General features: G+C 59.4%; 21 protein-coding genes and 1 tRNA gene. 13 read left to right on the forward strand and 9 right to left on the reverse strand.

Going from position 1 to position 24,237, the window contains the following annotated elements:
• Positions 1 to 8: 8 nt before the first annotated feature.
• The 3 genes from GT756_RS17505 to yejF are packed head-to-tail and all read left to right on the forward strand — an operon-like array spanning position 9 to position 3,719.
• Positions 9 to 1,103 (forward strand): microcin C ABC transporter permease YejB, encoded by a 1,095-nt coding sequence (locus GT756_RS17505; protein ID WP_004201658.1) that lies wholly within the window; start codon positions 9 to 11, stop codon positions 1,101 to 1,103.
• Positions 1,103 to 2,128, forward strand: coding sequence for a microcin C ABC transporter permease (locus tag GT756_RS17510; RefSeq protein ID WP_160124963.1), 1,026 nt, complete (start codon positions 1,103 to 1,105; stop codon positions 2,126 to 2,128). Before GT756_RS17505 ends, GT756_RS17510 begins: the two co-directional genes overlap by 1 nt.
• A 1-nt stretch (position 2,129) precedes the next feature.
• Positions 2,130 to 3,719 carry a microcin C ABC transporter ATP-binding protein YejF gene (gene yejF, locus GT756_RS17515; protein ID WP_160124964.1) on the forward strand — a complete coding sequence of 530 codons (1,590 nt, stop codon included), beginning with the start codon at positions 2,130 to 2,132 and terminating at the stop codon, positions 3,717 to 3,719.
• A 3-nt stretch (positions 3,720 to 3,722) separates the two neighbouring features.
• On the opposite strand, the gene GT756_RS17520 is transcribed toward yejF, so the two are convergent.
• The 3 genes from GT756_RS17520 to rsuA form a co-directional block, all read right to left on the reverse strand.
• The gene (locus tag GT756_RS17520) at positions 3,723 to 4,067 is read right to left on the reverse strand and encodes a YejG family protein (RefSeq protein ID WP_002912974.1); all 345 of its coding nucleotides are present in this window, start codon (positions 4,065 to 4,067) and stop codon (positions 3,723 to 3,725) included.
• 330 nt (positions 4,068 to 4,397) lie between these two features.
• On the reverse strand, positions 4,398 to 5,594 hold the full coding sequence (locus tag GT756_RS17525) for a Bcr/CflA family multidrug efflux MFS transporter (RefSeq protein ID WP_160124965.1): 1,197 nt from the start codon (positions 5,592 to 5,594) through the stop codon (positions 4,398 to 4,400).
• Positions 5,591 to 6,310 carry a 16S rRNA pseudouridine(516) synthase RsuA gene (rsuA, locus tag GT756_RS17530; RefSeq protein ID WP_004201662.1) on the reverse strand — a complete coding sequence of 240 codons (720 nt, stop codon included), beginning with the start codon at positions 6,308 to 6,310 and terminating at the stop codon, positions 5,591 to 5,593. Before rsuA ends, GT756_RS17525 begins: the two co-directional genes overlap by 4 nt.
• Before the next feature lie 147 nt (positions 6,311 to 6,457).
• Here rsuA and GT756_RS17535 point away from each other — a divergent pair, with 147 nt between their 5' ends.
• On the forward strand, positions 6,458 to 8,215 hold the full coding sequence (locus tag GT756_RS17535) for a DEAD/DEAH box helicase (RefSeq protein WP_017899311.1): 1,758 nt from the start codon (positions 6,458 to 6,460) through the stop codon (positions 8,213 to 8,215).
• Positions 8,216 to 8,351: 136 nt separating this feature from the next.
• Positions 8,352 to 8,636: a 50S ribosomal protein L25 gene (gene rplY / locus GT756_RS17540; protein ID WP_004201664.1), complete on the forward strand. Its 285-nt coding sequence runs from the start codon at positions 8,352 to 8,354 to the stop codon at positions 8,634 to 8,636.
• Between the two features lie 58 nt (positions 8,637 to 8,694).
• Here the strand turns inward: rplY and GT756_RS17545 are convergent, their stop codons facing one another.
• Positions 8,695 to 9,582 carry a LysR family transcriptional regulator gene (locus tag GT756_RS17545; RefSeq protein ID WP_017899310.1) on the reverse strand — a complete coding sequence of 296 codons (888 nt, stop codon included), beginning with the start codon at positions 9,580 to 9,582 and terminating at the stop codon, positions 8,695 to 8,697.
• A gap of 103 nt (positions 9,583 to 9,685) precedes the next feature.
• Between GT756_RS17545 and GT756_RS17550 the strand changes: the two genes are divergently transcribed.
• Complete coding sequence (locus GT756_RS17550; RefSeq protein ID WP_094311371.1) at positions 9,686 to 10,972, forward strand: serine hydrolase; 1,287 nt, start codon at positions 9,686 to 9,688, stop codon at positions 10,970 to 10,972.
• A 19-nt stretch (positions 10,973 to 10,991) separates the two neighbouring features.
• On the opposite strand, the gene GT756_RS17555 is transcribed toward GT756_RS17550, so the two are convergent.
• Positions 10,992 to 11,588 carry an NUDIX domain-containing protein gene (locus GT756_RS17555; protein WP_043520291.1) on the reverse strand — a complete coding sequence of 199 codons (597 nt, stop codon included), beginning with the start codon at positions 11,586 to 11,588 and terminating at the stop codon, positions 10,992 to 10,994.
• Between the two features lie 81 nt (positions 11,589 to 11,669).
• Here GT756_RS17555 and GT756_RS17560 point away from each other — a divergent pair, with 81 nt between their 5' ends.
• Positions 11,670 to 12,437, forward strand: coding sequence for a DeoR/GlpR family DNA-binding transcription regulator (locus tag GT756_RS17560; RefSeq protein WP_160124966.1), 768 nt, complete (start codon positions 11,670 to 11,672; stop codon positions 12,435 to 12,437).
• A gap of 13 nt (positions 12,438 to 12,450) precedes the next feature.
• On the opposite strand, the gene yejK is transcribed toward GT756_RS17560, so the two are convergent.
• Positions 12,451 to 13,458 (reverse strand): nucleoid-associated protein YejK, encoded by a 1,008-nt coding sequence (yejK, locus tag GT756_RS17565; RefSeq protein ID WP_004144267.1) that lies wholly within the window; start codon positions 13,456 to 13,458, stop codon positions 12,451 to 12,453.
• 186 nt (positions 13,459 to 13,644) lie between these two features.
• Between yejK and GT756_RS17570 the strand changes: the two genes are divergently transcribed.
• The 5 genes from GT756_RS17570 to eco all read left to right on the forward strand — a co-directional run bounded on the left by GT756_RS17570 (position 13,645) and on the right by eco (position 17,764).
• Entirely contained in the window at positions 13,645 to 13,872 is a 228-nt protein-coding gene (locus GT756_RS17570; RefSeq protein ID WP_004195346.1) for a YejL family protein, read from the forward strand.
• 18 nt (positions 13,873 to 13,890) lie between these two features.
• Entirely contained in the window at positions 13,891 to 15,651 is a 1,761-nt protein-coding gene (gene yejM / locus GT756_RS17575; RefSeq protein ID WP_004201669.1) for an LPS biosynthesis-modulating metalloenzyme YejM, read from the forward strand.
• Positions 15,652 to 15,727: 76 nt separating this feature from the next.
• Positions 15,728 to 15,804 (forward strand) — tRNA-Pro (locus GT756_RS17580).
• Between the two features lie 185 nt (positions 15,805 to 15,989).
• Positions 15,990 to 17,099, forward strand: a complete 1,110-nt coding sequence (locus tag GT756_RS17585) for an AI-2E family transporter (RefSeq protein WP_004201670.1) — start codon at positions 15,990 to 15,992, stop codon at positions 17,097 to 17,099.
• A 173-nt stretch (positions 17,100 to 17,272) separates the two neighbouring features.
• Positions 17,273 to 17,764: a serine protease inhibitor ecotin gene (gene eco / locus GT756_RS17590; protein ID WP_004201671.1), complete on the forward strand. Its 492-nt coding sequence runs from the start codon at positions 17,273 to 17,275 to the stop codon at positions 17,762 to 17,764.
• 55 nt (positions 17,765 to 17,819) lie between these two features.
• On the opposite strand, the gene mqo is transcribed toward eco, so the two are convergent.
• Positions 17,820 to 19,454, reverse strand: a complete 1,635-nt coding sequence (gene mqo / locus GT756_RS17595) for a malate dehydrogenase (quinone) (RefSeq protein WP_017899305.1) — start codon at positions 19,452 to 19,454, stop codon at positions 17,820 to 17,822.
• A gap of 280 nt (positions 19,455 to 19,734) precedes the next feature.
• On the opposite strand from mqo, the gene GT756_RS17600 reads away from it, so the two are divergent.
• Positions 19,735 to 20,973, forward strand: a complete 1,239-nt coding sequence (locus GT756_RS17600; RefSeq protein ID WP_254067477.1) for a SulP family inorganic anion transporter — start codon at positions 19,735 to 19,737, stop codon at positions 20,971 to 20,973.
• Here GT756_RS17600 and mgtE read toward each other — a convergent pair.
• Positions 20,936 to 22,372, reverse strand: coding sequence for a magnesium transporter (gene mgtE, locus GT756_RS17605; RefSeq protein ID WP_160124967.1), 1,437 nt, complete (start codon positions 22,370 to 22,372; stop codon positions 20,936 to 20,938). The genes GT756_RS17600 and mgtE overlap by 38 nt on opposite strands.
• Before the next feature lie 148 nt (positions 22,373 to 22,520).
• Complete coding sequence (locus GT756_RS17610; protein WP_065697570.1) at positions 22,521 to 24,164, reverse strand: multidrug ABC transporter permease/ATP-binding protein; 1,644 nt, start codon at positions 24,162 to 24,164, stop codon at positions 22,521 to 22,523.
• Between the last annotated feature and the right edge of the window lie 73 nt (positions 24,165 to 24,237).

Below are 24,237 nucleotides of genomic sequence, written 5' to 3' on the forward strand. Positions count from 1 at the left end.
GACATACCATGGGCAGTTACCTGATCCGCCGTTTGCTGTTAGTGATCCCCACCCTGTGGGCCATCATCACCATTAACTTTTTTATTGTGCAGATCGCCCCCGGCGGCCCGGTCGACCAGGCCATCGCCGCCATCGAATTTGGTCAGCACGGCGGAATGCCAGGCGCCGGCGACGGCGGGATGGGCGCCAGCCATGCCCGCACCGGCGCCGGCAATATCAGCGAGGGGCACTATCGCGGCGGGCGCGGCCTCGATCCGGAAGTCATCGCCGAGATCACCCACCGCTACGGCTTCGACAAACCGCTGCATGAGCGCTACCTGAAGATGTTGGGCGATTATCTGCGCTTTGATTTTGGCGACAGCCTGTTTCGCAGCGCCTCCGTGCTGCAGCTGATTAAAGACAGCCTGCCGGTCTCGGTGAGCCTCGGGCTGTGGAGCACGCTGATCATCTATCTGGTCTCCATTCCGCTGGGCATCCGCAAAGCCGTCAGCAACGGCAGCCGCTTTGACATCTGGAGCAGTACGCTGATTATCATTGGCTATGCGATCCCCGCCTTTCTGTTCGCCATCCTGCTGATCGTGATTTTTGCCGGCGGCAGCTATTTCGACCTTTTCCCGCTGCGCGGTCTGGTCTCGCCAAACTTCGACACCCTGCCGTGGTATGAAAAGATCCTCGACTATCTGTGGCACATCACCCTGCCGGTGCTGGCGACGGTGATCGGCGGCTTCGCCGCCCTGACCATGCTGACCAAAAACAGCTTCCTCGACGAGATCCGCAAACAGTATGTGGTTACCGCCCGCGCCAAAGGCGTCGGGGAGAAACAGATCCTCTGGGGACACGTGTTCCGCAACGCCATGCTGCTGGTGATCGCTGGTTTCCCGGCCACCTTTATCAGTATGTTCTTTACCGGCTCGCTGCTGATCGAAGTGATGTTCTCGTTGAATGGTCTGGGGCTGCTGGGCTATGAAGCGACGGTCTCCCGCGACTATCCGGTGATGTTCGGGACGCTCTATATTTTCACCCTGATCGGCCTGCTGCTTAATATCGTCAGCGATATCAGCTATACGCTGGTCGACCCGCGTATTGATTTTGAGGGCCGCTAATGTCGTTCTTCAGTCCCGTTAATCAGGCCCGCTGGGCGCGCTTTCGCCACAACCGTCGCGGTTACTGGTCGCTGTGGCTGTTTTTAATTCTCTTCCTCTGCAGCCTGGGGGCTGAGCTGCTGGCCAACGATCGGCCGCTGCTGGTGCAGTACCGGGGCCAGCTGTACGTCCCGGTATTAAAAAACTACACCGAGCAGACCTTCGGCGGCGCATTCGCCACCGCCGCTGACTATAAGGATCCGTGGCTGCAGCACCAGCTGGCCAGCCACGGCTGGGCGCTTTGGCCGCCGGTGCGCTTCGGCGCGACGACGATCAATTTTGCCAGCACGGTTCCTTTTCCCTCGCCGCCCTCAGCCAGCAACTGGCTCGGCACCGACGCCAACGGCGGCGATATGCTGGCGCGGATCCTCTATGGGACGCGCATCTCGGTACTCTTTGGCCTGCTGCTGACGCTGTTCTCCAGCGTGCTGGGGGTGCTGGCCGGGGCGATCCAGGGTTATTACGGCGGTAAAATCGACCTCTGGGGGCAGCGTTTTATCGAAGTCTGGTCCGGCATGCCGACGCTGTTTCTGATCATTCTGCTCTCCAGCGTGGTGCAGCCGGGCTTCTGGTGGCTGTTGGCGATCACCGTCCTGTTTGGCTGGATGACGCTGGTGGGCGTGGTGCGCGCTGAATTTCTCCGCACCCGCAACTACGACTACATCCGGGCGGCGCAGGCGTTAGGGGTCAGCGACCGGCAGATCATCCTGCGGCATATGCTGCCCAACGCGATGGTGGCGACCCTCACCTTCCTGCCTTTTATTCTCTGCAGCTCTATTACCACCCTGACGTCGCTGGATTTTCTCGGCTTCGGCCTGCCGCTTGGCTCGCCCTCACTCGGCGAGCTGCTCCTGCAGGGCAAAAACAACCTGCAGGCGCCCTGGCTGGGTATTGCCGCGTTTCTTTCCGTCGCCATGCTGCTGACGCTGCTGATTTTCATCGGTGAAGCGGTTCGCGACGCCTTTGACCCCAGTAAGGCGGTGTAATATGACCCACCCGCTGTTAGCTATCGACAATCTCTCTATCGCCTTTCGCCAGCAGGGCGAGACGCAGACCGTCGTGCATAATCTGTCGCTCGAAGTGGCGGTCGGCGAAACGCTGGCCCTGGTGGGAGAATCCGGCTCCGGTAAGAGCATCTCCGCCCTGTCGGTGCTGCGGCTGCTCCCTACCCCGCCGGCAAGCTACCCCAGCGGCGATATCCGTTTTCATGGCCAGTCGCTGCTGCATGCTGATGAGGCGACCCTGCGCGGCGTGCGCGGCAACCGGATCGCGATGATCTTTCAGGAGCCGATGGTGTCGCTCAATCCCCTGCACACCCTGGAAAAACAGCTCTACGAGGTGCTGTCGTTACACCGGGGAATGCGCAAAGAGGCGGCGCGCGGGGAGATCCTCGACTGCCTGGAGCGCGTCGGGATCCGTCAGGCGCCGCGGCGGCTGGCGGACTATCCGCACCAGCTCTCCGGCGGCGAGCGCCAGCGGGTGATGATCGCCATGGCGCTGCTGACGCGCCCTGAGCTGCTGATCGCCGACGAGCCGACCACCGCCCTCGATGTGTCAGTGCAGGCGCAAATTCTGCAGCTGCTGCGCGAGCTGAAGCGGGAGCTGAACATGGGGATGCTGTTTATTACCCATAACCTGAGCATCGTCCGCCAGCTGGCTGACCGGGTGGCGGTAATGCAGAACGGCCGCTGCGTGGAGCACAATCACTGTCGGGCGCTGTTCAGCGCGCCGGCTCATCCCTACACCCAACGCCTGCTGGATAGCGAACCGGACGGTGAGCCGGTGCCGTTGGCCGTCGATGCCCCGGTGCTGCTGCAGGTGGACGATTTAAACGTGGCATTTCCTGTTCGCAAAGGGATCCTGCGCCGGGTTGTCGATCGCCATCGGGTGGTCAACAGCCTCAGTTTTCAGCTACGCGCCGGCGAGACGCTGGGGCTGGTGGGCGAATCGGGATCGGGGAAAAGCACCACCGGTCTGGCGCTGCTGCGCCTGATCTCATCCGAGGGCAGGATAACCTTTACCGGTCAGCCGATTCAGGGGCGTAACCGTCGACAGCTGCTGCCGCTGCGCCGACAAATGCAGGTGGTTTTTCAGGATCCGAACTCGTCGCTCAATCCGCGCCTGACGGCGCAGCAGATTATTGAAGAAGGATTGCGCGTCCACCAGCCGACGCTGACGGCAGTCGAACGCGAACAGGCGGTGATCCTTGCCATGCAGGAGGTCGGGCTCGATCCGGCCAGCCGCCAGCGCTACCCGGCGGCATTCTCCGGCGGCCAGCGCCAGCGTATCGCCATCGCCAGAGCGTTAATCGTCAAGCCGCAACTGATCGTCCTCGACGAGCCGACTTCCTCGCTGGATAAAACCGTTCAGGCGCAGATCCTGAATCTGTTGAAAGCATTACAGCTGAAGCATCAGCTGGCCTATATTTTTATCAGCCATGATTTAGGCGTGGTGCGCGCGCTGTGTCACCAGGTGATGGTGCTGCGGCAGGGAATGGTGGTTGAACAGGGCGAGTGCCAGTCCGTCTTCAGCGCGCCCCGGCATGAGTATACCCGCCAGCTGCTGGCGCTAAGCTGACGGTCAGAAAGGGTTATTGCCGGAGAAGGGCTCGGCGATCGCCACGCCAAAATTTTTCAGACGACAGGTGGCGGCAAACTCATCCTGCAGATTAACGAACAGGCAGGGTTCGCCTTCGCACTCAAGAACGGAACAGTCGACTTCGATGTCGCTTAACGCCTGGCTGAGCTTATGCATCACCGGCCAGGCTTTTTCACCGTCCGGACTCAGCAGTTTCAGGGCGACGAGACTGTTTTCGTTCTGCGCGCCGTTTTGCGGAATCGGTTCAACTCTGGAACCCGCAAAACCGGCCAGCCAGCGATAGCTCTGCGGCAGACGGTGTACGATAGAGAGTTGTTGTGTATTCACGTGGTTTCCCCGGAAGCAAAAGGCTTCACAATAAATTTACATCAATATTAACACACTGTTGACAAATAGTCCTACTCAGACGCAGAAAACGTTTACAGCCGCGTCGGACCAGGGTTAAGCGCTTATATTCCAGCGTGTTATTTTTTAACCCGGCAAGCCGATTGGCGCTATATGTACCCGTTTCTGTGATCCAAAACAACTTTTTTATCGCAACAATGCGACTTTTTACACTAATTGATTTTACATAAAGGAAACAAATCACAGAACCCTGAAGCCCATTACGGTTGACATGCATCAAGAAAGGGGCGATTTCGCCCCTGAAAATGTGACCTAGCGTGCGATTTTTCGCCGGCGGGAAGCGTAAAGCGAGAAGAAAATAGAGCTGGTGGCGCAGAAGGCGATAGAGATCAGCATCGGCCAGGCGGTGGTAAAGGTCGCCATCGACAGCAGCGCGCCGATAATCGCCCCGATACCAAAGCGGAAAGTCCCCGCCAGCGACGAAGCGGTGCCCGCCATATGCGGAAACTCATCGAGGATCACCGCCATAGCGTTAGACGACACCATCGATACGCAGCCAACGAAGGCCGCCACGCCGATCACCAGCGACCAGAAACCGACGTCGAGCAGCGCGCAAACCACCATCCACACCGCCATGGCAAACTGGATCCACAGCCCGGCGCGGAACATGCGCAACGCCCCTACCCGCCGCACAAACCGGCTGTTGAACATGGTCATCAGGAACAAAAAGACAATGTTCAGCGCAAAATAGTAGCCAAAGTGCTGAGGCGCAACGTGGTTAATATTGATATAGACGAAAGGCCCGGCGCTTAGGAAAGAGAACATGCCCGCGAAGCTAAAGCCGCTCGCCAGCATATAGCCCAGGACCCGCTTATGGCGGAACAGGGTGGCAAAGTTACCCAGCGTGGTGCGCAGGTGGAACGGCTGACGCCTTTCAGCCGGTAGCGTTTCGCGGATAAACAGGCCGATCATCAGCGAGGCCAGCAGGGCCACCAGGGCAAGGATCCAGAAAATGGCATGCCAGCTGAACCAGACCAGCACCGCCCCGCCGACCATCGGCGCCACCAGCGGCGCAATGGTCGTCACCAGCATGACAAACGACATCATCCGCGAAAACTCATCTTTCGGATAGATGTCGCGCATCAGGGCGTTAATCACCACGCTGGCCGCCGCGGCCGCCAGACCGTGGAAGAAGCGCATGGCGATCAGCATCTCGATGGTCTGCGACAGGGCGCAGGCCACCGCGGCCGCCGCGAAGACCAGCGTTCCGCCGAGGATCACCGGCTTGCGGCCGAGGCTGTCAGCCATCGGACCGTACAGCAGCTGACCCAACGCAAAGCCGAGGATATAGGTGCTGAGGGTCATCTGCGCGCTGCCGTCCGGCACGTGGTACTGGGCAGCGATCACCGGCAGGGCCGGGAGGTACATATCGATCGACAGCGGCATCAGCATGGCCAGCAGGCCAAGGATAAACACAATCCCCAGTGAAGAATTCTGCTTCAGCGTCACGTTTTACTCCGTGGCTGCGGGGCGCCCACGCTGGCGATTTCCGCTTCCGTCAGCGGACGATATTCACCCGGCGCCAGCGATTCATCCAGCTGGATGTCGCCGATGCGTTCCCGATGCAGGCCAACCACGTGGTTACCCACGGCGGCGAACATGCGTTTCACCTGATGGTAGCGGCCTTCGCTGATGGTGAGGCGCACTTCGGTCGGAGTGATAATTTCCAGCACCGCCGGTTTGGTGAGATCTTTTTCGTTATGCAGCTGGACCCCTTTGGCGAACAGCTCCGCGGTCCCTTCCGCCAGCGGGCTTTCCAGCGCCACCAGATAGGTTTTTTCACAATGGTGGCGTGGCGAGGTAATGCGGTGCGACCACTGGCCGTCATCGGTCATCAGCACCAGTCCGGTGGTGTCGATATCCAGCCGTCCGGCGGCGTGCAGCTTATGCGCCACCGGCTCGTCGAGGAAATAAAGGATAGTCGGATGATCGGGATCGTCGGTGGAACAGACGTACCCTTGCGGCTTGTTGAGCATAAAATAGCGCGGGCCGTTCTGCTGGGTCAGCGTGTTCCCGTCATACTCCACCTCGTGCTCCGGCTGAAGCTTAAAGGAAGCATCTTTTACAATGTCGCCGTCCACGGTAACGCGGCTGCCGCGGATTTCACGCCCGGCAATAGCCCGGCTGACGCCAAGCTGCTGAGCGATAAACTTATCAAGTCGCATGAGATTTTTTTAGCCTGTCAAAGTGCTGGAGCGGGCAAATCGCCCGAAAAAGAAGAATTTCACTGGCTAGTATAACGGGCTCTTAACACCACTCAAGGGAAAAGATTCATGGCATACTATTCGCGAGTTAATTAGCCCCGTGAATTCATGACTTTTACATTACGTCCTTACCAACAAGAAGCCGTCGATGCCACCCTCGCCTGGTTCCGTCGCCATACCGAGCCGGCGGCGATTGTCCTGCCCACCGGCGCGGGCAAAAGCCTGGTGATCGCCGAGCTTGCCCGCCTGGCCCGCGGCCGCGTGCTGGTGCTGGCCCACGTCAAAGAGCTGGTGGCGCAGAATCATGCCAAATACTGCGCCCTTGGCCTTGAGGCGGATATCTTTGCCGCCGGTCTGCAGCGAAAAGAGAGCCACGGCAAAGTGGTGTTCGGCAGCGTACAGTCGGTGGCGCGCAATCTCGACCAGTTTCGCAGCGAATTTTCGCTACTCATCGTCGATGAATGCCACCGCATCAGCGATGATGACGACAGCCAGTATCAGCAGATCATCGGCCACCTGCGGCAGGTTAATCCGCAGATCCGGCTGCTCGGCCTGACGGCCACTCCGTTCCGCCTTGGCAAGGGCTGGATCTATCAGTTCCACTACCACGGGATGGTGCGCGGCGATGAAAAGGCCCTGTTCCGCGACTGCATCTATGAGCTACCGCTGCGCTATATGATTAAGCACGGATACCTGACGCCGCCGGAGCGCCTCGATATGCCGGTGGTGCAGTACGATTTCAGTCGCCTGCAGGCGCAAAGCAACGGCCTGTTCAGCGAAGCCGATCTTAACCATGAGCTGAAAAAACAGCAGCGTATCACCCCACATATCGTCAGCCAGATCGTGGAGTTCGCCGAAAGCCGCAAAGGGGTGATGATCTTCGCCGCCACCGTGGAGCACGCCCGGGAAGTGACCGGCCTGCTACCGGCAGGCCAGGCGGCGCTGATCACCGGGGAAACCCCGGGTCCGGAACGGGATCGCATCATCGAGGCGTTTAAAGCGCAGGAGTATCGCTATCTGGTGAACGTCGCGGTGCTGACCACCGGCTTCGACGCCCCGCACGTCGACCTGATCGCCATCCTCCGCCCCACCGAGTCGGTGAGTCTTTACCAACAGATCGTTGGCCGCGGCCTGCGCCTGGCGCCGGGAAAAACCGACTGCCTGATCCTCGACTACGCCGGCAACCCGCACGACCTGTACGCCCCGGAAGTGGGAACGCCGAAGGGTAAAAGCGACAACGTGCCGGTGCAGGTCTTCTGCCCGGCCTGCGGCTTCGCCAATACCTTCTGGGGCAAAACCACCGCCGACGGCACCTTGATTGAACACTTTGGCCGCCGCTGCCAGGGGTGGTTCGAAGATAACGACGGCCACCGCGAACAGTGCGACTTCCGCTTTCGCTTCAAAAACTGTCCGCAGTGCAACGCGGAAAACGATATCGCCGCCCGCCGCTGCCGGGAGTGCGACACCATTCTGGTTGACCCGGACGATATGCTGAAGGCGGCGCTGAAGCTGAAGGACGCGCTGGTGCTACGCTGCAGCGGCATGGCCCTGCAGCACGGCGGCGACGAGAAAGGCCCGTGGCTGAAAATCACCTACTACGATGAAGACGGCGCCGACGTCAGTGAGCGCTTCCGTCTGCAGACGCCCGCCCAGCGTACCGCCTTTGAGCAGTTGTTTATTCGCCCGCATACCCGCACGCCGGGGGTGCCGCTGCGCTGGATAACGCCGGCGGATATCGTGGCCCAGCAGGCGCTGCTGCGCCATCCGGACTTTGTCGTCGCCCGCATGAAAGGCCAGTACTGGCAGGTGCGGGAAAAAGTGTTCGATTATCAGGGGCGTTTTCGCCGCGCCAACGAGCTGCGTTAATCACCCGAAAGCTGAGGTTTTGATTGCCCGGGTGTCGTTTGGCGGCTATAATGCCGCCCGCTTTTGCATTCGCAAAGCAGATAATCCGCCTGTTGCTGGGTCGCCTGTAGCAGGCTTTATATATAGAGAGACATCAATGTTTACTATCAACGCAGAAGTACGTAAAGAGCAGGGTAAGGGTGCGAGCCGCCGCCTGCGCGCAGCTAACAAGTTCCCGGCAATCATCTACGGTGGCGAAGCTGCTCCGGTTGCTATCGAACTGGACCACGACAAAGTTTGGAACATGCAGGACAAAGCTGAGTTTTACGGCGAAGTTCTGACCGTCGTGGTTGATGGCAAAGAAGAAAAAGTCAAAGTTCAGGCTGTTCAGCGCCACGCGTTCAAGCCGAAACTGACTCACATCGACTTCGTTCGCGCGTAATCGCCGATAGCAAGTTGTATGGCAAGCGCCCCGGGGTCTTCGGCTCCGGGGCGTTTTGTTATCCGCGCCGCCAAAGCTCCGGCGCCTTGTCCACGATGTCGCTCAGCATCCGGTGCTTATTCATTCCGGGCAGCCAGAGCATCACCATGGTGACGTTCAGCCCCTGACTGCCGACCTCCGTCGCGATTTCACTGACTCCCTGCCACTCGCCTGGCCGCAAATGGTCCGGTAAAAACCCCCAGCCCCTCCCCTGCTCCAGCGCATGGCGCAGCAGAGTAATTTCGTTCATATACAGCGTATGGCCGGAGATCTGCAGCCGGCGGGCAATCTGATCGTCACTGCGCCGGTGCATCACTAACTGCGGCGTCAACGAAAGATTCAATAGCGTCAGCGGCCGCGGAGCGTCGTGGAACAGGCTGTCCGCCGCGTAGAAACGCAGATCCACGGTGCCGAGCGCCCGCCACTCCATTTCGCTCCCCAGCGTGCGGTTGTTAGCCTGGCACAGCGCCATATCCGCCACGCCATCGCTCAGCGCCTGCTCGGCTTCGCGCCGCGAGGCGCTCCAGCAGCTCAGGCGGATCTGCCGCCGGGCCAGCGTATCGGCCAGCGCGCAGAGAAAATCACGTGGGATAAAGGGATCGTACACCAGACGCAGCGCCTGTCCGGTGGTTTGCGGCAGCGTTTGCGCAAAAGACTCGAAAGCCTGCGCCTGGCGCAACAGCAGATGCGCCTGACGAAAAAGCTGCTCGCCTTCGTCGGTTAAGGTCAGGGTACGCCCTTCCCGGCTGAACAGATGGTAACCCAGCGCGTCTTCCAGATAGTCCAGCAGATCGCGCAGCGTGGTTCGGTCTTTACCTAACCGAATGGCCGCCCGCGACAGGCTGCCGGTCTCGGCGATGGTGGCGAATGCTTCAATCTGCGCGAAAGAATATTGCAGGGTTTTCATCCTTCTCTCCCTTACGGGGGAAAATCCCCCCTGTGCTGATTTTAGCCGGCGCGCGCCGATTTATATACTGCGCAGCGAATCTATGGCAAACGAGGAAAGGAAGATGATAAGAAAACCACTGGCCCTGGCGTTAATCCTGGCGGCGCTGCCGGCGGCGGCAATGGCGCAAAACTGCGGCGGCCTGACGCTGGATGTCTGCCCAACGCCTTACGATCAAACGCTACCCGCGGCCAAAGACATGCTCAGCTGGGATCAGACTTCACGCGTGATTGGCTTTCGCAATGACTATCGCAACTATGCCGGGGATGTCTTCCGCCACGGCGCCTCAGTGCCGCTGGAACGCGCTGAAAAACAATTGACCGATGCCCGCTATACCCTTAACGGCCATACCTGGACCCTGCAGGATTACCTGAAGCGCGAGAACGTCAGCGGTATGCTGGTGCTGAAAGACGGCAAAGTCGCCTGGAAATATCTTGGCGACGGCAACACCGATACCACCCTGTGGACCTCACGCTCGGTGGGAAAATCGGTGGTCTCGACGCTGGTGGGTATCGCCATTCAGCAGGGTAAGATCCACTCCCTCGATGATCTGATTACCGTTTATGAGCCCGAACTGAAAGGCACCGCCTGGGACGGCGTGACGCTGAAGCAGTTAATTCAGCACACCAGTGGTGTGGAATGGAATGAAGACTACACCGACCCGCAGTCGCACTTCGCCCGCCTGACCCAGTGCGAGGCGCAGCCCGGCGCCTATGCCTGCGTGCGCAAGATCGTCACCGGCCTGGCGCGCCAGCATCCGGCGGGGGAGCAGTGGTCCTACTCTTCCGGCGGCGCCTGGCTGTTGGGCGATATCCTGGAGCGCGCCACCGGCATGTCGCTGGCCGCCTGGCTTGAGCAGTCGCTGTGGCAGCCCGTCGGGATGGCCCACGACGGCGTATGGCATGCTTATCAGCAAGGGAAGCACGATGTCGGCGCCCACGGCTTTAACGCCACCCTCGAAGACTGGGGCCGCTTCGGCGAATTCGTCGCCCGCGATGGTCGGTTAAGCAACGGCAAACAGCTGGTGCCTGCGGGCTGGTTCGATCAGGCCGCAAGCTGGACCACAGCGCTGAACTCGGTCTCGGCGGCGCATCCGGAAGGTATCTACGGCTATCAGTGGTGGAATAACGCCATTCCGGCGAATGCGCAAAACGTCCAGCCGACGCCGCAGGAAGGGCTGAAGGACTCGCTGTGGGCGCTGGGTATCTACGGCCAGGTGATCATGGTGAACCGCGCGGAACACCTGGTGATCGTCCAGTGGTCGACCTGGCCGCAGGCGGAACCCTCCTTTAACGCCCAGCCGCTGGAAGCGGCGCTGATGTACAGCGCCATTGCCCGCGAGCTGCGTTAACCCCCCCGCTCCTTGCCGCTCAGCCGGCGAGGATCGTGTCGGCATTCAGCGCCAGGTGCTGCAGCAGGATAATGGTTTTGGCATCCATGATCTCGCCATCGCGAATGGCCTGCAGCGCCCGCGCCAGCGGCCACTCCAGCACTTCAATGTCCTCACCTTCCGCCGCCAGCCCGCCGCCCTCTCCCTGCCGGTCATCGGCCTGATATTCGGCGATAAAAAAGTAGAGTTTTTCGGTGACAGATCCGGGGCTCATAAAGACGGTGAAGACGGGCTCGATGCGCGTCACCCGAAAGCCGGTCTCCTCTTCCGCTTCGGCAACGATCCTCGTCTCCGGCGAGGCGTTATCCAACAGCCCGGCCGCCGCTTCAATGAGATATCCGTCGTGACCGTGAGTAAACACCGGAAAACGGAACTGACGAGTCAGGACCACCGTCCGCTTTTCCCGGTTGTAGAGTAAAATGACCGCGCCGTTGCCGCGATCGTAGGCCTCGCGGCTCTGCTCCTGCCAGCGTCCGTCCCGGCGCTGCAGTTCAAAGGTATATTTTTTCAGCGTGTACCAGTTATCAGAGAGCAGCGTCTCGCGAATGTGGCGGACGTGCGGTGCATGAGTTTGCATGTTATATCCCCTTTAAGATGACAGCAGGCACCATAACATGCATAATCGTGCACAAACAAGATCACTCGTGAAGGAAAACTCATGCTCGCCAGTCAACGAAAACAGCAAATCCTGCAGATTCTTGCGGAGGAAAAACAGGTGATGTCCGGGGAGCTAAGCCAGCGGTTTAACGTCTCAGAGGACTCCATTCGCCGCGACCTGCGCGAGCTGGCGGCGGAAGGAAAACTGCAGCGGGTCCACGGCGGGGCGCTGCCGGTCTCCGCTGCCATCGCCCCTATTGAAACACGCAAAAGCGTGCAAATCGCCTCCAAGCAGGCGGTAGCGCGCGCCGCCGCCGCCCGGATCCAGCCTGGACAGGTGGTGATTGTCGATGGCGGCACCACCACCGCGGCGATGATCGGCTTCTTACCCGCCGACCTCAGCTGCACGGTGGTCACCCACAGCCCCGGCATCGCCGTGGCGCTGGTCGATCACCCGCGAATCGAGGTGATCCTGCTTGGCGGCAAAGTGTTTAAGCATTCAGTTGTCGCCGTCGGCCCCGAAACGCTGGAAGGAATGGCGCGGATCAACGCCGATGTGTTCTTTATGGGGGTGACCGGCGTCCACCCGCGAGCGGGTTTTACCACCGGTGATTATGAAGAGGCAGGCATCAAGCGCGCGCTGGCGGCCAGGGCCGCGGAAACCGTGGTGATGGCCTCCCGGGAAAAGCTCAACGCCGCGTCGGCCTTTGCCATCGGCGAGCTGAACCTCGCCAGTACGCTTATCGTCGATGGGGATCCCGACGCCGCGCTGCGCCAGCAGCTGGTGCAGCGCGGCGTGGAGATCGTCCCCGTTCAGCGGTCGCGCTGACGGGGCGCGGCGCTTAGTTGCCGCCGGAGGTCCGGCGCTGCAGCTGGTCGCGCAGGTTCGGCGGGGTGCCCTTAATGGTCAGAGTATCGGTGGCGGGATCCCAGAATACGCGTTCGCCCAGCAGCATCGCGTCGAAGTTAATGGTTAAACCGCCGCCGCTGCCGGCAAACTTGGTCAGCTGACGTAAGGTGCTGCGATCCGCCGGGAAGCTCTCTTCCAGTTCGTAACCCTGTTCGGCGGTGAATTCCTGGAAGCTCTTTTCGCTGACGCCGGCCAGCTCTTTGGACAGCGATTCCAGCTCAATCTCTTCCCCGGCCTGCAGCTGTTCGTTGCAGTACGCATAGACCTGCTGACGCACATTCTGTCGCTCGGATTTATCAAGCTGTGCGTCGGCGGCGAAGTCGTCTACCGCCTGCAGCAGGCCGCGGTTCTGCGCTTTGGCGTTGAGGCCTTCGCTGGCGCCGAGGAAATCCATAAAGAAATCGGCCACTTTGCGCCCCACCCGCCCTTTCAGGAAGGTTAAGTAGCGGGTCGACTCCGGGTTGGTTTCCCACTCGGTCAGATCGATGCGCGCGACGATATCGGCATGGTTAATATCCAGATAATGGGTCGAGCGGATATCCAGCTCTTCGTTGACGCGCATACTGCTCAGGTTATTGAGCACCGCCACCAGCAGATACTCGACCGCCAGGTAACGATACTGGCAGAAGAGGACAATGCCCCCTTCGGCGAACGGGTATTTCGCCAGCTCATCGCGTAGGCGGCCGGTCGCCGCGCGGCTGAACGCCAGAAACTCCTCTTCGCCCTGACGCTGCAGGCGCAGCGCCTGCGCCAGTTCGCTCTCTTCATTGAACAGCCCATAGGCTTTGCTTTTGGCGCTATAAACCCGGTGCAGTTCAGCCATCATCTCGACGACCGTCGCGTTCGGCTCCAGCAGTGACTCGCGCAGCACCAGCTCCAGATTTTGTTCATCACGTTTGATTAACTGATGCAGGGCAATCTGGTCGATATCCAGACTCATGTTAAACTCTCCTTTTAGACCGGGCGGTATTCAACCACCGCCGGGTAGCCGACGCAACTGGCGCCACACATTTCGACGTCATGACTGACGATCGGTGCGCTTTTGCGCCGCGGCGAAAAAATGCGGAAAAAAAGCTGCTGCTACGGTAATATGTTGCCCTTTCACGAACAAACAGATTTTGAGTTTATGCCGCAAATTTCCCGCTATAGCGATCAACAGGTCGAACAGTTGCTCAGCGAGCTGACGAACGTCCTGGAATCACACAAAGCCCCGGTTGACCTTTCACTGATGGTGTTAGGCAATATGGTGACCAACCTGATCAACAGTAGCGTCGCGCCGGCGCAGCGTCAGGCCATCGCCCGTTCTTTCGCGCAGGCTTTGCAATCTTCGATTAACGACGATCCAGCGCATTAAGGATAACAGCAACAGTATATGGTGACTCTACGTCAGCCCTACCGAGAAAAAGTCTCCCAGATGGTTAGCTGGGGGCACTGGTTCGCCCTGTTCAACATGTTGTTGGCCATGGTGCTCGGCAGCCGCTACCTTTTTGTCGCCGACTGGCCGACGACGCTTGCCGGACGACTCTTTTCGTACGTCAGTCTCGTCGGGCACTTCAGCTTCCTGGTGTTTACCAGCTATGTGCTGATCCTCTTTCCGTTGACCTTTATCGTGGTCTCGCAGCGCCTAATGCGCTTCCTGTCGGTGATCCTTGCCACCGCCGGGATGACGCTGTTGCTGATAGACAGCGAGGTCTTTACCCGCTTCCATCTTCATTTAAATCCGGTGGTCTGGGAGCTGGTCATCAACCCTGACCAGAATGAGATGGCGCGCGACTGGCAGCTGATGTTTATCAGCGTTCCGGTCATCTTTTTGATTGAAATGCTCTTCGCCACCTGGAGCTGGCAAAAGCTGCGCAGCCTGACGCGTCGCCGCCATTACGCCCGTCCGGTCGCCTGGTTCTTCTTTCTGTCGTTCGTCAGCAGCCACCTGGTCTATATCTGGGCGGATGCCAATTTCTATCGCCCGATCACCATGCAGCGAGCGAATCTACCGCTTTCCTATCCGATGACCGCCCGTCGTTTCCTTGAGAAACATGGCCTGCTCGACGCCCAGGATTATCAGCGTCGCCTGGTGGAACAAGGGGCGCCGGAGGCGGTATCGGTCCAGTATCCGCTCAGTAACCTGCGCTACCGCGACCTCGGCGCGGGCTATAACGTGTTGCTGATCACCGTCGACAACCTGAACTACTCGCGGTTTGAAAAGACGATGCCGGCGCTGGCGGCATTTGCCAAAGAAAACGTCAACTTTACCCAGCATATGAGCTCGGGCAATACCGCCGACAGCGGCCTGTTTGGCCTGTTCTACGGCATTTCGCCAGCCTATATGGACGGTGTCCTCTCGGCGCGTATTCCCGCAGCGCTGATCACCGCCCTCAACCAGCAGGGCTACCAGCTGGGGCTGTTCTCTTCCGATGGGTTTAGCAGCCCGCTGTATCGCCAGGCGCTGCTCTCCGACTTCTCGCTGCCGAGCGCGAAGACCCAGAGCGACGAACAGACCGCCAATCAGTGGATCAGTTGGCTGGACCGTTACGCGCAGGATGAGAATCGCTGGTTCTCGTGGATCTCGCTGAATGGCACCACTCTCGACGACACGCAGCAGCAGAACTTTGTCCGCCGTTATAGCAAGGCGGCAGGCGACGTTGATGCCCAGATCGATCGGGTGCTGACCGCGCTGCGCGAAGCCGGCAAGCTCGATAATACGGTGGTGATTATCACCGGCGGCCACGGCAAGCCGCTTAACGTCAAACACGACTCATTCGACTGGTCGCGCGAGCAGCTGCAGGTGCCGCTGGTTATTCACTGGCCGGGCACGCCGGCCCAGGAAATTGCCACCCTGACCGATAACAAAGATGTGATGACCACGCTGATGCAGCGCCTGCTTCACGTTTCGACGCCGGCCAATGAGTATTCGCAGGGTGAAGATCTGTTCAGCGCCGCGCGGCGTCGGAACTGGGTCACCGCGGCCAACGGCGATACGCTGGCCATTACCACCCCGACCATCACCGTGGTCCTCAACCATAACGGCACCTACACCACCTGGAGCCGCGACGGCGAGAAAATCAAAGATCAGAAACCGCAGCTCAGCCTGTTGCTGCAGGTCCTGACCGACGAAAAACGCTTTATCGCTAACTGATTGATTAATTATGAATCAATCGCGCGCGACCCGCTTGCATTCGCCTGGGGAACGGGTAATATTGTTCCCCACGCGTCGGCACGTAGCGCAGCCTGGTAGCGCACCGTCATGGGGTGTCGGGGGTCGGAGGTTCAAATCCTCTCGTGCCGACCAAAAATCCCAGAGAAACCAGCCTTTTAAGGCTGGTTTTTTTATGTCTCTCTTTTACACCCGTCCCCCACCTCGTTGAAATTGTGCCCTTTCCGCGCCACAGCGTATAGAGTACGACTATCCTGATGGTAAATTACGTCGTAGCATCTATTATTCGACCGTATGACTCATAAGCAGGAGCGGATGACATGAGAGTTAATGGACTTACCAAAGGATTTTTCATCCTTATCGTCTTCATTGTAACCCTGGCCTTTTTTGATGTTCTCTCACCCTACTATTCCGCCATTCTCTGGGCCGCGATCCTCGCGGTGATTTTTAATCCGGTCAAAAACAAAATTCGCACCCGCCTCGGCGAGCGTAATGGCCTCGCGGCGCTGATGACCATCGTCATTATCTGCCTTATCGTGTTTACGCCGCTGGCGATTATCCTGTCGTCACTGGCCTACGAGCTGAACGTGGTGTACAGCAAACTGCAGCATAACGATACCCAGTTCCCGACGGTGGTCGCCAGCCTGATCGCCCACCTCCCCGGCTGGGCCAGAAGCTTCCTCGCCGAACATAACCTTGATAGCGCGCAGCAGATCCAGCAGCAGCTCTCCGATGTCGCCCTGAAAGGTGGCCAGTATCTGGCCGGCAGCGCGTTTCTGATTGGCAAAGGGACCTTTGGCTTTACCGTCAGCTTCGGCATCATGCTGTACCTACTGTTTTTCCTGCTGAAGGATGGACCTTACCTGGTGCTGTTGATCCTCGAATCTCTGCCGTTATCCAGCTATGTGAAGCAGCACCTGTTCGCTAAGTTCGCCGCAGTGGCCCGCGCCACGGTAAAAGGCACCGTCGCCGTGGCGCTGGCGCAGGGGGCGCTGGGCGGCTTAGCCTTCTGGATCGCCGGTCTGGACGGCAGCATTCTCTGGGGGGCGCTGATGGCGTTCCTGTCGCTTATCCCGGCGGTGGGCTCGGCTATTATCTGGGTGCCGGCGGCTATTTACCTTTTTGCTACCGGCCAGTTGTGGCAGGGCGCCTTTATCGTGGGCTTCTTTGTCGTTGTGATTGGTCTGGTGGACAATATTCTGCGTCCGCTGCTGGTGGGCAAGGATACCAAGATGCCGGACTACCTGATCCTGATCGCCACTTTAGGCGGCATGGAGATCTACGGTATCAATGGATTCGTGATCGGGCCACTGATCGCCGCCTTGTTTATCGCCTGCTGGAATTTGCTGTCGGGACGGGAACATGCTGGCAACACCGATGAAATCGATGAAGAGTTTATTGAGGAGGCGAAAAATAGCCGTACTGAATAGCTTCTCCGGCAGGCGTCTGGCGGCCCGCCAGCGCCTCTGTTGCGCTCTGAATGCTGCCTTTTTGCCAGTAGATAACACTGTTCACTTTGCAAAAAATGGTAAATAAATCTTAACATTCAGCTAAGTGATGATAGGCTATCCCTGTCAGGAACGAAAATAAAGGATGATCAACCGTGAAAAAAATCACTACGCTAGCCGTTTCTCTGCTCACCGCCGCCTGCATGTCTGCCGGCGCCCTGGCCGCAGACCAGCCGCTGGAAAAAGTCGCGCCGTTCCCGAAAGCGGAAAAAGGCATGAAGCGTCAGGTTATTCAGCTGCCGCAGCAGCAGGATGAGTCGGCGTTGAAGGTTGAGCTGATGATCGGCCAGACGCTGGAAGTCGACTGCAACCACCATCGTTTTGGCGGGCAGCTGGAAAGCAAAACCCTGGAAGGCTGGGGTTATGACTACTATGTCTTTGATAAGCTGAGCGGCCCGGTATCCACCATGATGGCCTGCCCGGACGGCAAGAAAACGAAGAAATTTGTTACTGCCGGCCTCGGCGATGACGCTATGCTGCGCTACAACAGCAAGCTGCCGATCGTCATCTACACGCCGACTAATGTCGATGTAAAATATCGCATCTGGCGCGCCGACGAGACTATCGGCAACGCCGAGATCCGCTAAGGCGCGCAATTAAATCAGTAATAAAACAACGGCAGCCCGCAGGCTGCCGTTTTTGTCAGAGCGCGATGTCCGCCATCGGCTTGCCGCCGCTCAGCGGCTTCAGCTCCGCCTGCGGAGCTTCATCCGCCGCCGCGGCCGGCTCATATTTCAGCTCCAGCACTTCACTGGTCCACGCCAGCGCTTTCTCAATCTCCGCCGGGTTGCCATCAAGGCGAATACCGTAGGTCGGGATGATCGCCTTCAGCCTGGCCTGCCATTCGGGCGAATTCACTTTGTCTTTAAACACTTTTTCCATCAGCTGCAGCATGATAGGCGCCGCGGTGGAGGCGCCTGGCGATGCGCCGAGCAGCGCCGCGACGGTGCCTTCGTCATCGCTGACCACTTCGGTGCCCAGGCGCAGTACCCCGCCCTTCTTCGCATCGCGCTTGATGATCTGCACGCGCTGACCGGCCTGCCACAACCGCCAGTCCTCTTTCCGCGCTTCCGGATAGTATTCGCACAGCGCGGCCAGACGATCTTTATCTTTCTGCATCACCTGGCTAATCAGGTATTTCACCAGATCGAAGTTGTCCAGGCCGACGTTGAGCATCGGCAGGATATTCGAGGTATTGGTCGAGGCCAGCAGATCCCACAGCGAACCGTTCTTCAGGAAGCGGGTCGAGAAGGTCGCGAACGGCCCGAACAGCACCACGCGTTTACCGTCGATAATACGGGTATCGATGTGCGGCACTGACATCGGCGGCGCGCCCACTTCGGCCTGGCCGTAAACCTTCGCCAGATGGTGGTTTACTACCTCCGGATTTTCGCAGACCAGGAACTGGCCGCCGACCGGGAAGCCGGCATACTCTTTGGCCTGCGGAATGCCGGTTTCCTGCAGCAGGGTCAGCGCCGCGCCGCCGGCGCCGATAAAGATAAATTTGGCTTTAATAACCCGCTTCTGACGACGGTTGTCGGCATCCGCGAGGGTCACCGTCCAGCTCTTATCGGCGTTGCGCTTGAAGCGACGCACCACGGTGCCCAGCTGCAGGGAGAAATTATCATGCTTTTGCAGGCTGGCGATCAGCTGGCGGGTGATTTCGCCATAGTTGACGTCGGTTCCCATTTCCGTACGGGTGGCGGCCACCTTTTGCAGCGGGTCGCGGCCTTCCATCACCAGCGGCGCCCAGGCTTTGATCTGCTGATGGTCTTCAGAATAACGAATGCCGCGGAACAGTTCGCTCTGCTGCAGCGCCGCATAGCGCGCGCGCAGGAAGTTGACGTTATCTTCGCCCCACACAAAGCTCATGTGCGGCACGCTGTTAATGAATGATTTTGGTTTGTTCAGGACGCCGCGCGTCACCTGATGCGCCCAGAACTGACGCGAGATGTGGAAGGCTTCGTTGATGTCGACCGCTTTGTCGATATTGATGCCGTTGGCGGTCTGCGGCGTATAGTTCAGCTCCATCAGCGCCGCGTGGCCGGTACCCGCATTGTTCCACCCGTTTGAGCTCTCTTCCGCCACGCTGGACATCTGCTCAACCATGGTAATAGACCAGTCTGGCTCAAGCTCCTGCAGCCAGGTTCCCAGTGTGGCGCTCATAATGCCGCCGCCAATCAACAATACATCCGTCTCTTGCTCATGGCGGGTGTTGGTCCGAGTGCTGTTGGGACCAACCGCCTGTGAGCGTGGTACGGCCATCTTTTTATTCATCGGATTTGAGCCTTACTTTACTCGCTGTTTTATTTAGCGCAGGTGATACGATTGTCACCCCTCACGTTACCACCGAAGCTCAAAAATTTAAATATTGTTTAAATTTTAAGTTCTGTTTTGAGATCCGTTATAAAAATGTTTAATAAATGTATACACCAAATCACTTTTTGTACTGGTGCCCTGGCAGATTCCGCGCTATCATCCCTGGTTTTGTGACAGACCGCACGGAAGCAGGGCCTGACACCGCTCCTCCTTTTTTTATAATCTGCGAACTTTTTTTATGCCCCCAGTTTCAGACCCCGCCGCTTCCGGCAACCTGCGTCCAATCCTTCGTTCTCCGTCGCTGCTGACGCGCGAAGTCCTGGCCGGCGTGCTCACCGCCCTGGCGTTAATTCCTGAAGTGATTTCGTTTTCGGTTATTGCCGGCGTTGACCCGCAGGTGAGCCTGATTGCTTCCGTCGTGCTCTGTCTGGCGATGTCGCTACTCGGCGGACGCCCGGCGATGGTCACCGCCGCCGCGGGATCAGTGGCGCTGGTCATTGGCCCGATGGTGCATCAGCACGGCGTGGGTTACATTCTGCCAGCCGTCATTCTGGCGGGTATGATTCAAATATTGTTTGGTCTGTGCGGCATGGCGCGCCTGATGCGCTTTATTCCCCCGGCGGTGATGACCGGGTTCGTCAACGCCCTCGGGATCCTGATTTTCTTCGCCCAGGTGCCGCACTTCTGGAGCCGCCAGCCGCTGATCGTCGGCCTGTTCGTCCTGACGCTGCTTATCGTTCTGTGGGCGCCGCGCTTTATTAAGACTATCCCGGCGCCGCTGATCGCCATCGTCGCGCTCACTCTCTATACCGCGACCACCGGCCAGCTGCTGCCGACCGTGGGTGATGAAGGGTCAATGAGCGGCGGCCTGCCGGGGTTCACCGCCCTGACCGTTCCCCTGAACCTGACCACCCTGCAGATAATCTGGCCGTACGCCCTCAGCATCGCCTTTGTCGGCCTCATGGAGTCTCTGCTGACGGCTAAGCTGGTGGATGACCTGACCCATACGCCGTCGAATAAATCGCGGGAGAGCGCCGGGCTGGGGATCGCCAACATCCTCGCCGGCTGTTATGGCGGTATCGCCGGCTGCGCGATGATCGGCCAGACTATCGTTAACGTGGAAATGGGCCGGGCCCGCAGCCGTCTCTCAACGGTTATCGCCGGCCTGGTGCTGCTCCTGCTGGTGACAGCGCTCAGCCAGGTGATGGCGAAGATCCCGATGGCGGTCCTGGCCGGGGTGATGGTGATCGTGGCGGTGAAGACCTTTAGCTGGCACAGCATTCTCCCGGGCGAGCTGGCGCGCAATCCGTGGCCGGAAACGCTGGTGATGCTGGTGACCGTCGCCGCGACGGTGGGAACCAGCAATCTGGCGATTGGCGTGCTGGCGGGGATTGTCGCGATGGCGATCATCCCCCGCCGCCTGCGGGCAAAAGCGCAGGCTACATCAGAAACAGCGTCGCCAGACCCAGAAAAATAAAGAAGCCGCCGGTGTCGGTGATAGCGGTGATCATTACGCTGGAGCCGACCGCCGGGTCACGCCCCAGCTTCACCATGAGCATCGGGATTATCACGCCCATCATCGCCGCCATCAGCAGGTTGAGCATCATGGCCAGCGTCATCACCCCACCAAGCTGCGGATCGTCATACAGCCACCAGGTGATGGCCCCCATGATCCCGCCCCACACCAGGCCATTAATCAGCGCAACGCCCATTTCACGCAGGATCAGAAAGGTAAAGCTGCCAAGCTGGATCTGCTGCAGCGCCATCGCCCGAACGATCATGGTGATCGTCTGGTTGCCGGTATTGCCGCCGATCCCGGCGACGATCGGCATCAGCGAGGCCAGCGCCACCAGCTGTGAAATGGTATGTTCGAAGCCGTCGATGACCCTGGAAGCGATAAACGCCGTACACAGGTTCACCGCCAGCCACGCCCAGCGCGTTTTCACCGCTTTGCTGACCGGGGCGAAGACATCTTCTTCATCGCTCAGGCCGCCCATCCGCCGCAGATCGTTGTCGGTCTCTTCATAGACCACATCGACGATCTCATCGATGGTCAGACGGCCGATCAGTTTGCCATCGGCATCGATAACGGCGGCGCTGAGCAAGTCATCACGTTCGAAGGTGCGCGCCACCTTCTCCGCTTCTTCATGCGGCTGAAAGGTGACCGGATCGCCCTCCATCACCTCCCCCACCCGCTTCTGCGCATCGTTGAGCAGAATGGTCTGCAGCTCCAGCTCGCCGAGCAGCAGCTTATTGCGGGTGGTGACGAACAGTTTATCGGTGTTCTCCGGCATTTTCCCGAGACGCCGCAGATAGCGCTGGACCGCCGCCAGGGTGGCCTCCGGCCGCACCGTAATGACCTCAAACTCCATGATCGACCCGACGCTGTTGTCGGCGTAGCGCATAATCTGGCGAATACGGGCGCGCTTCTCAGCCGGCAGGGTCGCCAGCAACCGTCCGGTAAGATTGCGCGGCAGATGCTGCAGCAGGTAAACCTGTTCATCGATATCCAGCGGCTGCATCGCCTGCAGCAGCTCGTGGTCGCTCATCTTATCGATGAGGTCGCCCCAGACGTTTTCTGAAGCTTCCAGCAGCACTTCGCCGCGTTTATCGTCGGGCACCAGGCACCACAGCGCGGTGCGGGCGTCATAGGGGAGCGCTTCCAGCGCATCGGCGAGATCCGGCGGCGGCAGATGCGAGACCAGCATTTCCACTTCAGCCAGGTCATCGGCCAGCGTCCCTTCATCGTAACGTTCGGCCAGCGTCAGTTTGCCCAGCAGCGCGGAGGTCACCGCTTTATCGGTGCTCAAGAGCCAAATCAGACGGGCGCGCTCTTCGTCACGCAAGCGGGCGCTTTTTTTATGCAAAACGGACATCGGTCAGGCAATCCTTTTGAGAATAGTGAGCCGGCCTGCGGGCCGGAAGCCTTAAGCATAGCGCGAGGAGGGGGAAATAATAACCGTCAGCACTGTAGACGCTGAAAATTTCAGCGGCGCCCGGCTTTCCCCGGGCGCGCAGCGTGAATCAGGCCGTGCGGGCCACCGCATCGCGGGAGGCCTGCGCCCGCTCTTCGCCAGTGAGCTCGGACAGCTGCCCGGCACGCATCTCCAGCAGGCGATCGGCGTGCTGGAAGTAGTGATCGTCATGGCTGATGGCAAACACGGTTTTCCCCATCTGCTTCATCAGCGGCAGCAGGACCTGGTAGAACTCGCGGCGGAAATGCGGGTCCTGATCCGCCGCCCATTCATCCAGCAGAATGATATCCCGGGACTCGGCCAGCGCCAGCAGGAGCGCCACGCGCTTCTTCTGCCCTTTCGACAGCCGCAGGTCGCCGATCTTACCGTTTTCCAGCTGCAGCTTGTGGGCCATTTGCAGACGCTCCAGCCACGTTGCCACCAGCGCCGGATCGGCCTCCTCGCCCTGCGGCCCGAGCAGACGGTCGAACAACCAGACGTCAGTAAACACCGCGGAGAACAGTTTGCGGTACGCCTCCGGTTTATCCGCCGCCAGCGGCTGGCCGTCCACCAGAATCTGACCGGAAATCGGCTGATACAGGCCGGTCAGGAGCATCGCCAGGGTTGATTTGCCGCTGCCGTTGCCGCCGATCAGAAACACCAGCTCGCCGCGTTTTAGCGTCAGGTTAAGCGGCCCTACCGCAAAGCGCTGGTCCGGATAATGGAAAGTGACATCGCGCAGCTCCAGCGTCTGCCAGTCAGCCTGCGGCTGCGGCCGGGGGAAATCCGCCCGGTAAGGGGCGAGCGAGAACTGGCGCAGCTTATTAAACGCCACCTGGGCGCTAAGCAGCGTGGGCAGCGCGCCGACGGCGGAGAGCAGCGGCGTGCGCAAAAACAGCAGCGTCAGGGAGTAGGTCGCCGCCACGGCGGTATCGGCCCAGCCGAGGCTGTTGGCCATCCAGAACACCAGCCCGATGGCGCCAAGCATCATAATATTCGACCAGTTGACCGCGCTGAGATGGAAGGTATCGGCGCGAACGATGTGGTGCCGGTAGTCGCGGGCGTCCGGGAGATAGAGCTGATTAAACACATACTCCGCGCGCTCCCGGTTGAGGGTCAGCTCTTTACGCCCTTCCAGCACCGTCTGGTAGTCGTGATAGAGCTTATCTTCCGTTTCGCGCAGGCTGGCCATATGTTTGTACACCCGCGACACCAGCACAAAGCCGCCCCAGATGGTGAGCGCCATCCACAGCGCCGTCACCAGCATCATTTTTCCTGACAGCCAGGCCAGATAAGCGGCGGAGCCGAAGGTGAGAATGATCCCCTGCACCAGCTCAGGGAGGCGTACAAAGGCGATGGTAATATTGCGGATATCGCTGGTCAGCCCGGCAAGCAGCGACGCGCTGCCGATCTTCTCCACCTGTTCAATCTGGGTATCGAGGATGCGTTTCACAAACTCGCCGCGCAGGCGATAAACAAAATGGTGGCCGAGGGTGGTCAGCGCCAGCTGCGAACCCAGGGTCACCGCCATTAACAGCCCCAGCAGGCCAAGAAATTCCGGCAGCACCCGCAGCGAGGTATCGACAGTGGCGATCAGGCGCATGTTAATAAAAGCGATTAAGCCGATACCCAGCGCGGCGCTGAGCAGGCTAAGGGCAATAACGCCCAGAAACGGCCAGCGATACTGGCGCCAGACGAGAGAAAGAAGTTCCATAACAGGCTATCCGGAAAAGCAAAACAGCCAGCAGTTTAAACGGCTCGCCGGTGACATCAAGAATAATTCTTAT

This window comes from Klebsiella sp. Q2 (genome assembly GCF_009900705.1).
Taxonomy (GTDB): Bacteria; Pseudomonadota; Gammaproteobacteria; order Enterobacterales; family Enterobacteriaceae; genus Klebsiella; species Klebsiella quasipneumoniae.

Coding starts and splice junctions, on each gene's coding strand:
- GT756_RS17505 (WP_004201658.1), top strand. CDS start 9: ATGGGCAGTTACCTGATCCGCCGTTTGCTGTTAGTGATCCCCACCCTG.
- GT756_RS17510 (WP_160124963.1), top strand. CDS start 1,103: ATGTCGTTCTTCAGTCCCGTTAATCAGGCCCGCTGGGCGCGCTTTCGC.
- yejF (WP_160124964.1), top strand. CDS start 2,130: ATGACCCACCCGCTGTTAGCTATCGACAATCTCTCTATCGCCTTTCGC.
- rsuA (WP_004201662.1), bottom strand. CDS start 6,310: ATGCGACTTGATAAGTTTATCGCTCAGCAGCTTGGCGTCAGCCGGGCT.
- GT756_RS17535 (WP_017899311.1), top strand. CDS start 6,458: ATGACTTTTACATTACGTCCTTACCAACAAGAAGCCGTCGATGCCACC.
- rplY (WP_004201664.1), top strand. CDS start 8,352: ATGTTTACTATCAACGCAGAAGTACGTAAAGAGCAGGGTAAGGGTGCG.
- GT756_RS17545 (WP_017899310.1), bottom strand. CDS start 9,582: ATGAAAACCCTGCAATATTCTTTCGCGCAGATTGAAGCATTCGCCACC.
- GT756_RS17550 (WP_094311371.1), top strand. CDS start 9,686: ATGATAAGAAAACCACTGGCCCTGGCGTTAATCCTGGCGGCGCTGCCG.
- GT756_RS17555 (WP_043520291.1), bottom strand. CDS start 11,588: ATGCAAACTCATGCACCGCACGTCCGCCACATTCGCGAGACGCTGCTC.
- GT756_RS17560 (WP_160124966.1), top strand. CDS start 11,670: ATGCTCGCCAGTCAACGAAAACAGCAAATCCTGCAGATTCTTGCGGAG.
- yejK (WP_004144267.1), bottom strand. CDS start 13,458: ATGAGTCTGGATATCGACCAGATTGCCCTGCATCAGTTAATCAAACGT.
- GT756_RS17570 (WP_004195346.1), top strand. CDS start 13,645: ATGCCGCAAATTTCCCGCTATAGCGATCAACAGGTCGAACAGTTGCTC.
- yejM (WP_004201669.1), top strand. CDS start 13,891: ATGGTGACTCTACGTCAGCCCTACCGAGAAAAAGTCTCCCAGATGGTT.
- GT756_RS17585 (WP_004201670.1), top strand. CDS start 15,990: ATGAGAGTTAATGGACTTACCAAAGGATTTTTCATCCTTATCGTCTTC.
- mqo (WP_017899305.1), bottom strand. CDS start 19,454: ATGAATAAAAAGATGGCCGTACCACGCTCACAGGCGGTTGGTCCCAAC.
- GT756_RS17600 (WP_254067477.1), top strand. CDS start 19,735: ATGCCCCCAGTTTCAGACCCCGCCGCTTCCGGCAACCTGCGTCCAATC.
- mgtE (WP_160124967.1), bottom strand. CDS start 22,372: ATGTCCGTTTTGCATAAAAAAAGCGCCCGCTTGCGTGACGAAGAGCGC.
- GT756_RS17610 (WP_065697570.1), bottom strand. CDS start 24,164: ATGGAACTTCTTTCTCTCGTCTGGCGCCAGTATCGCTGGCCGTTTCTG.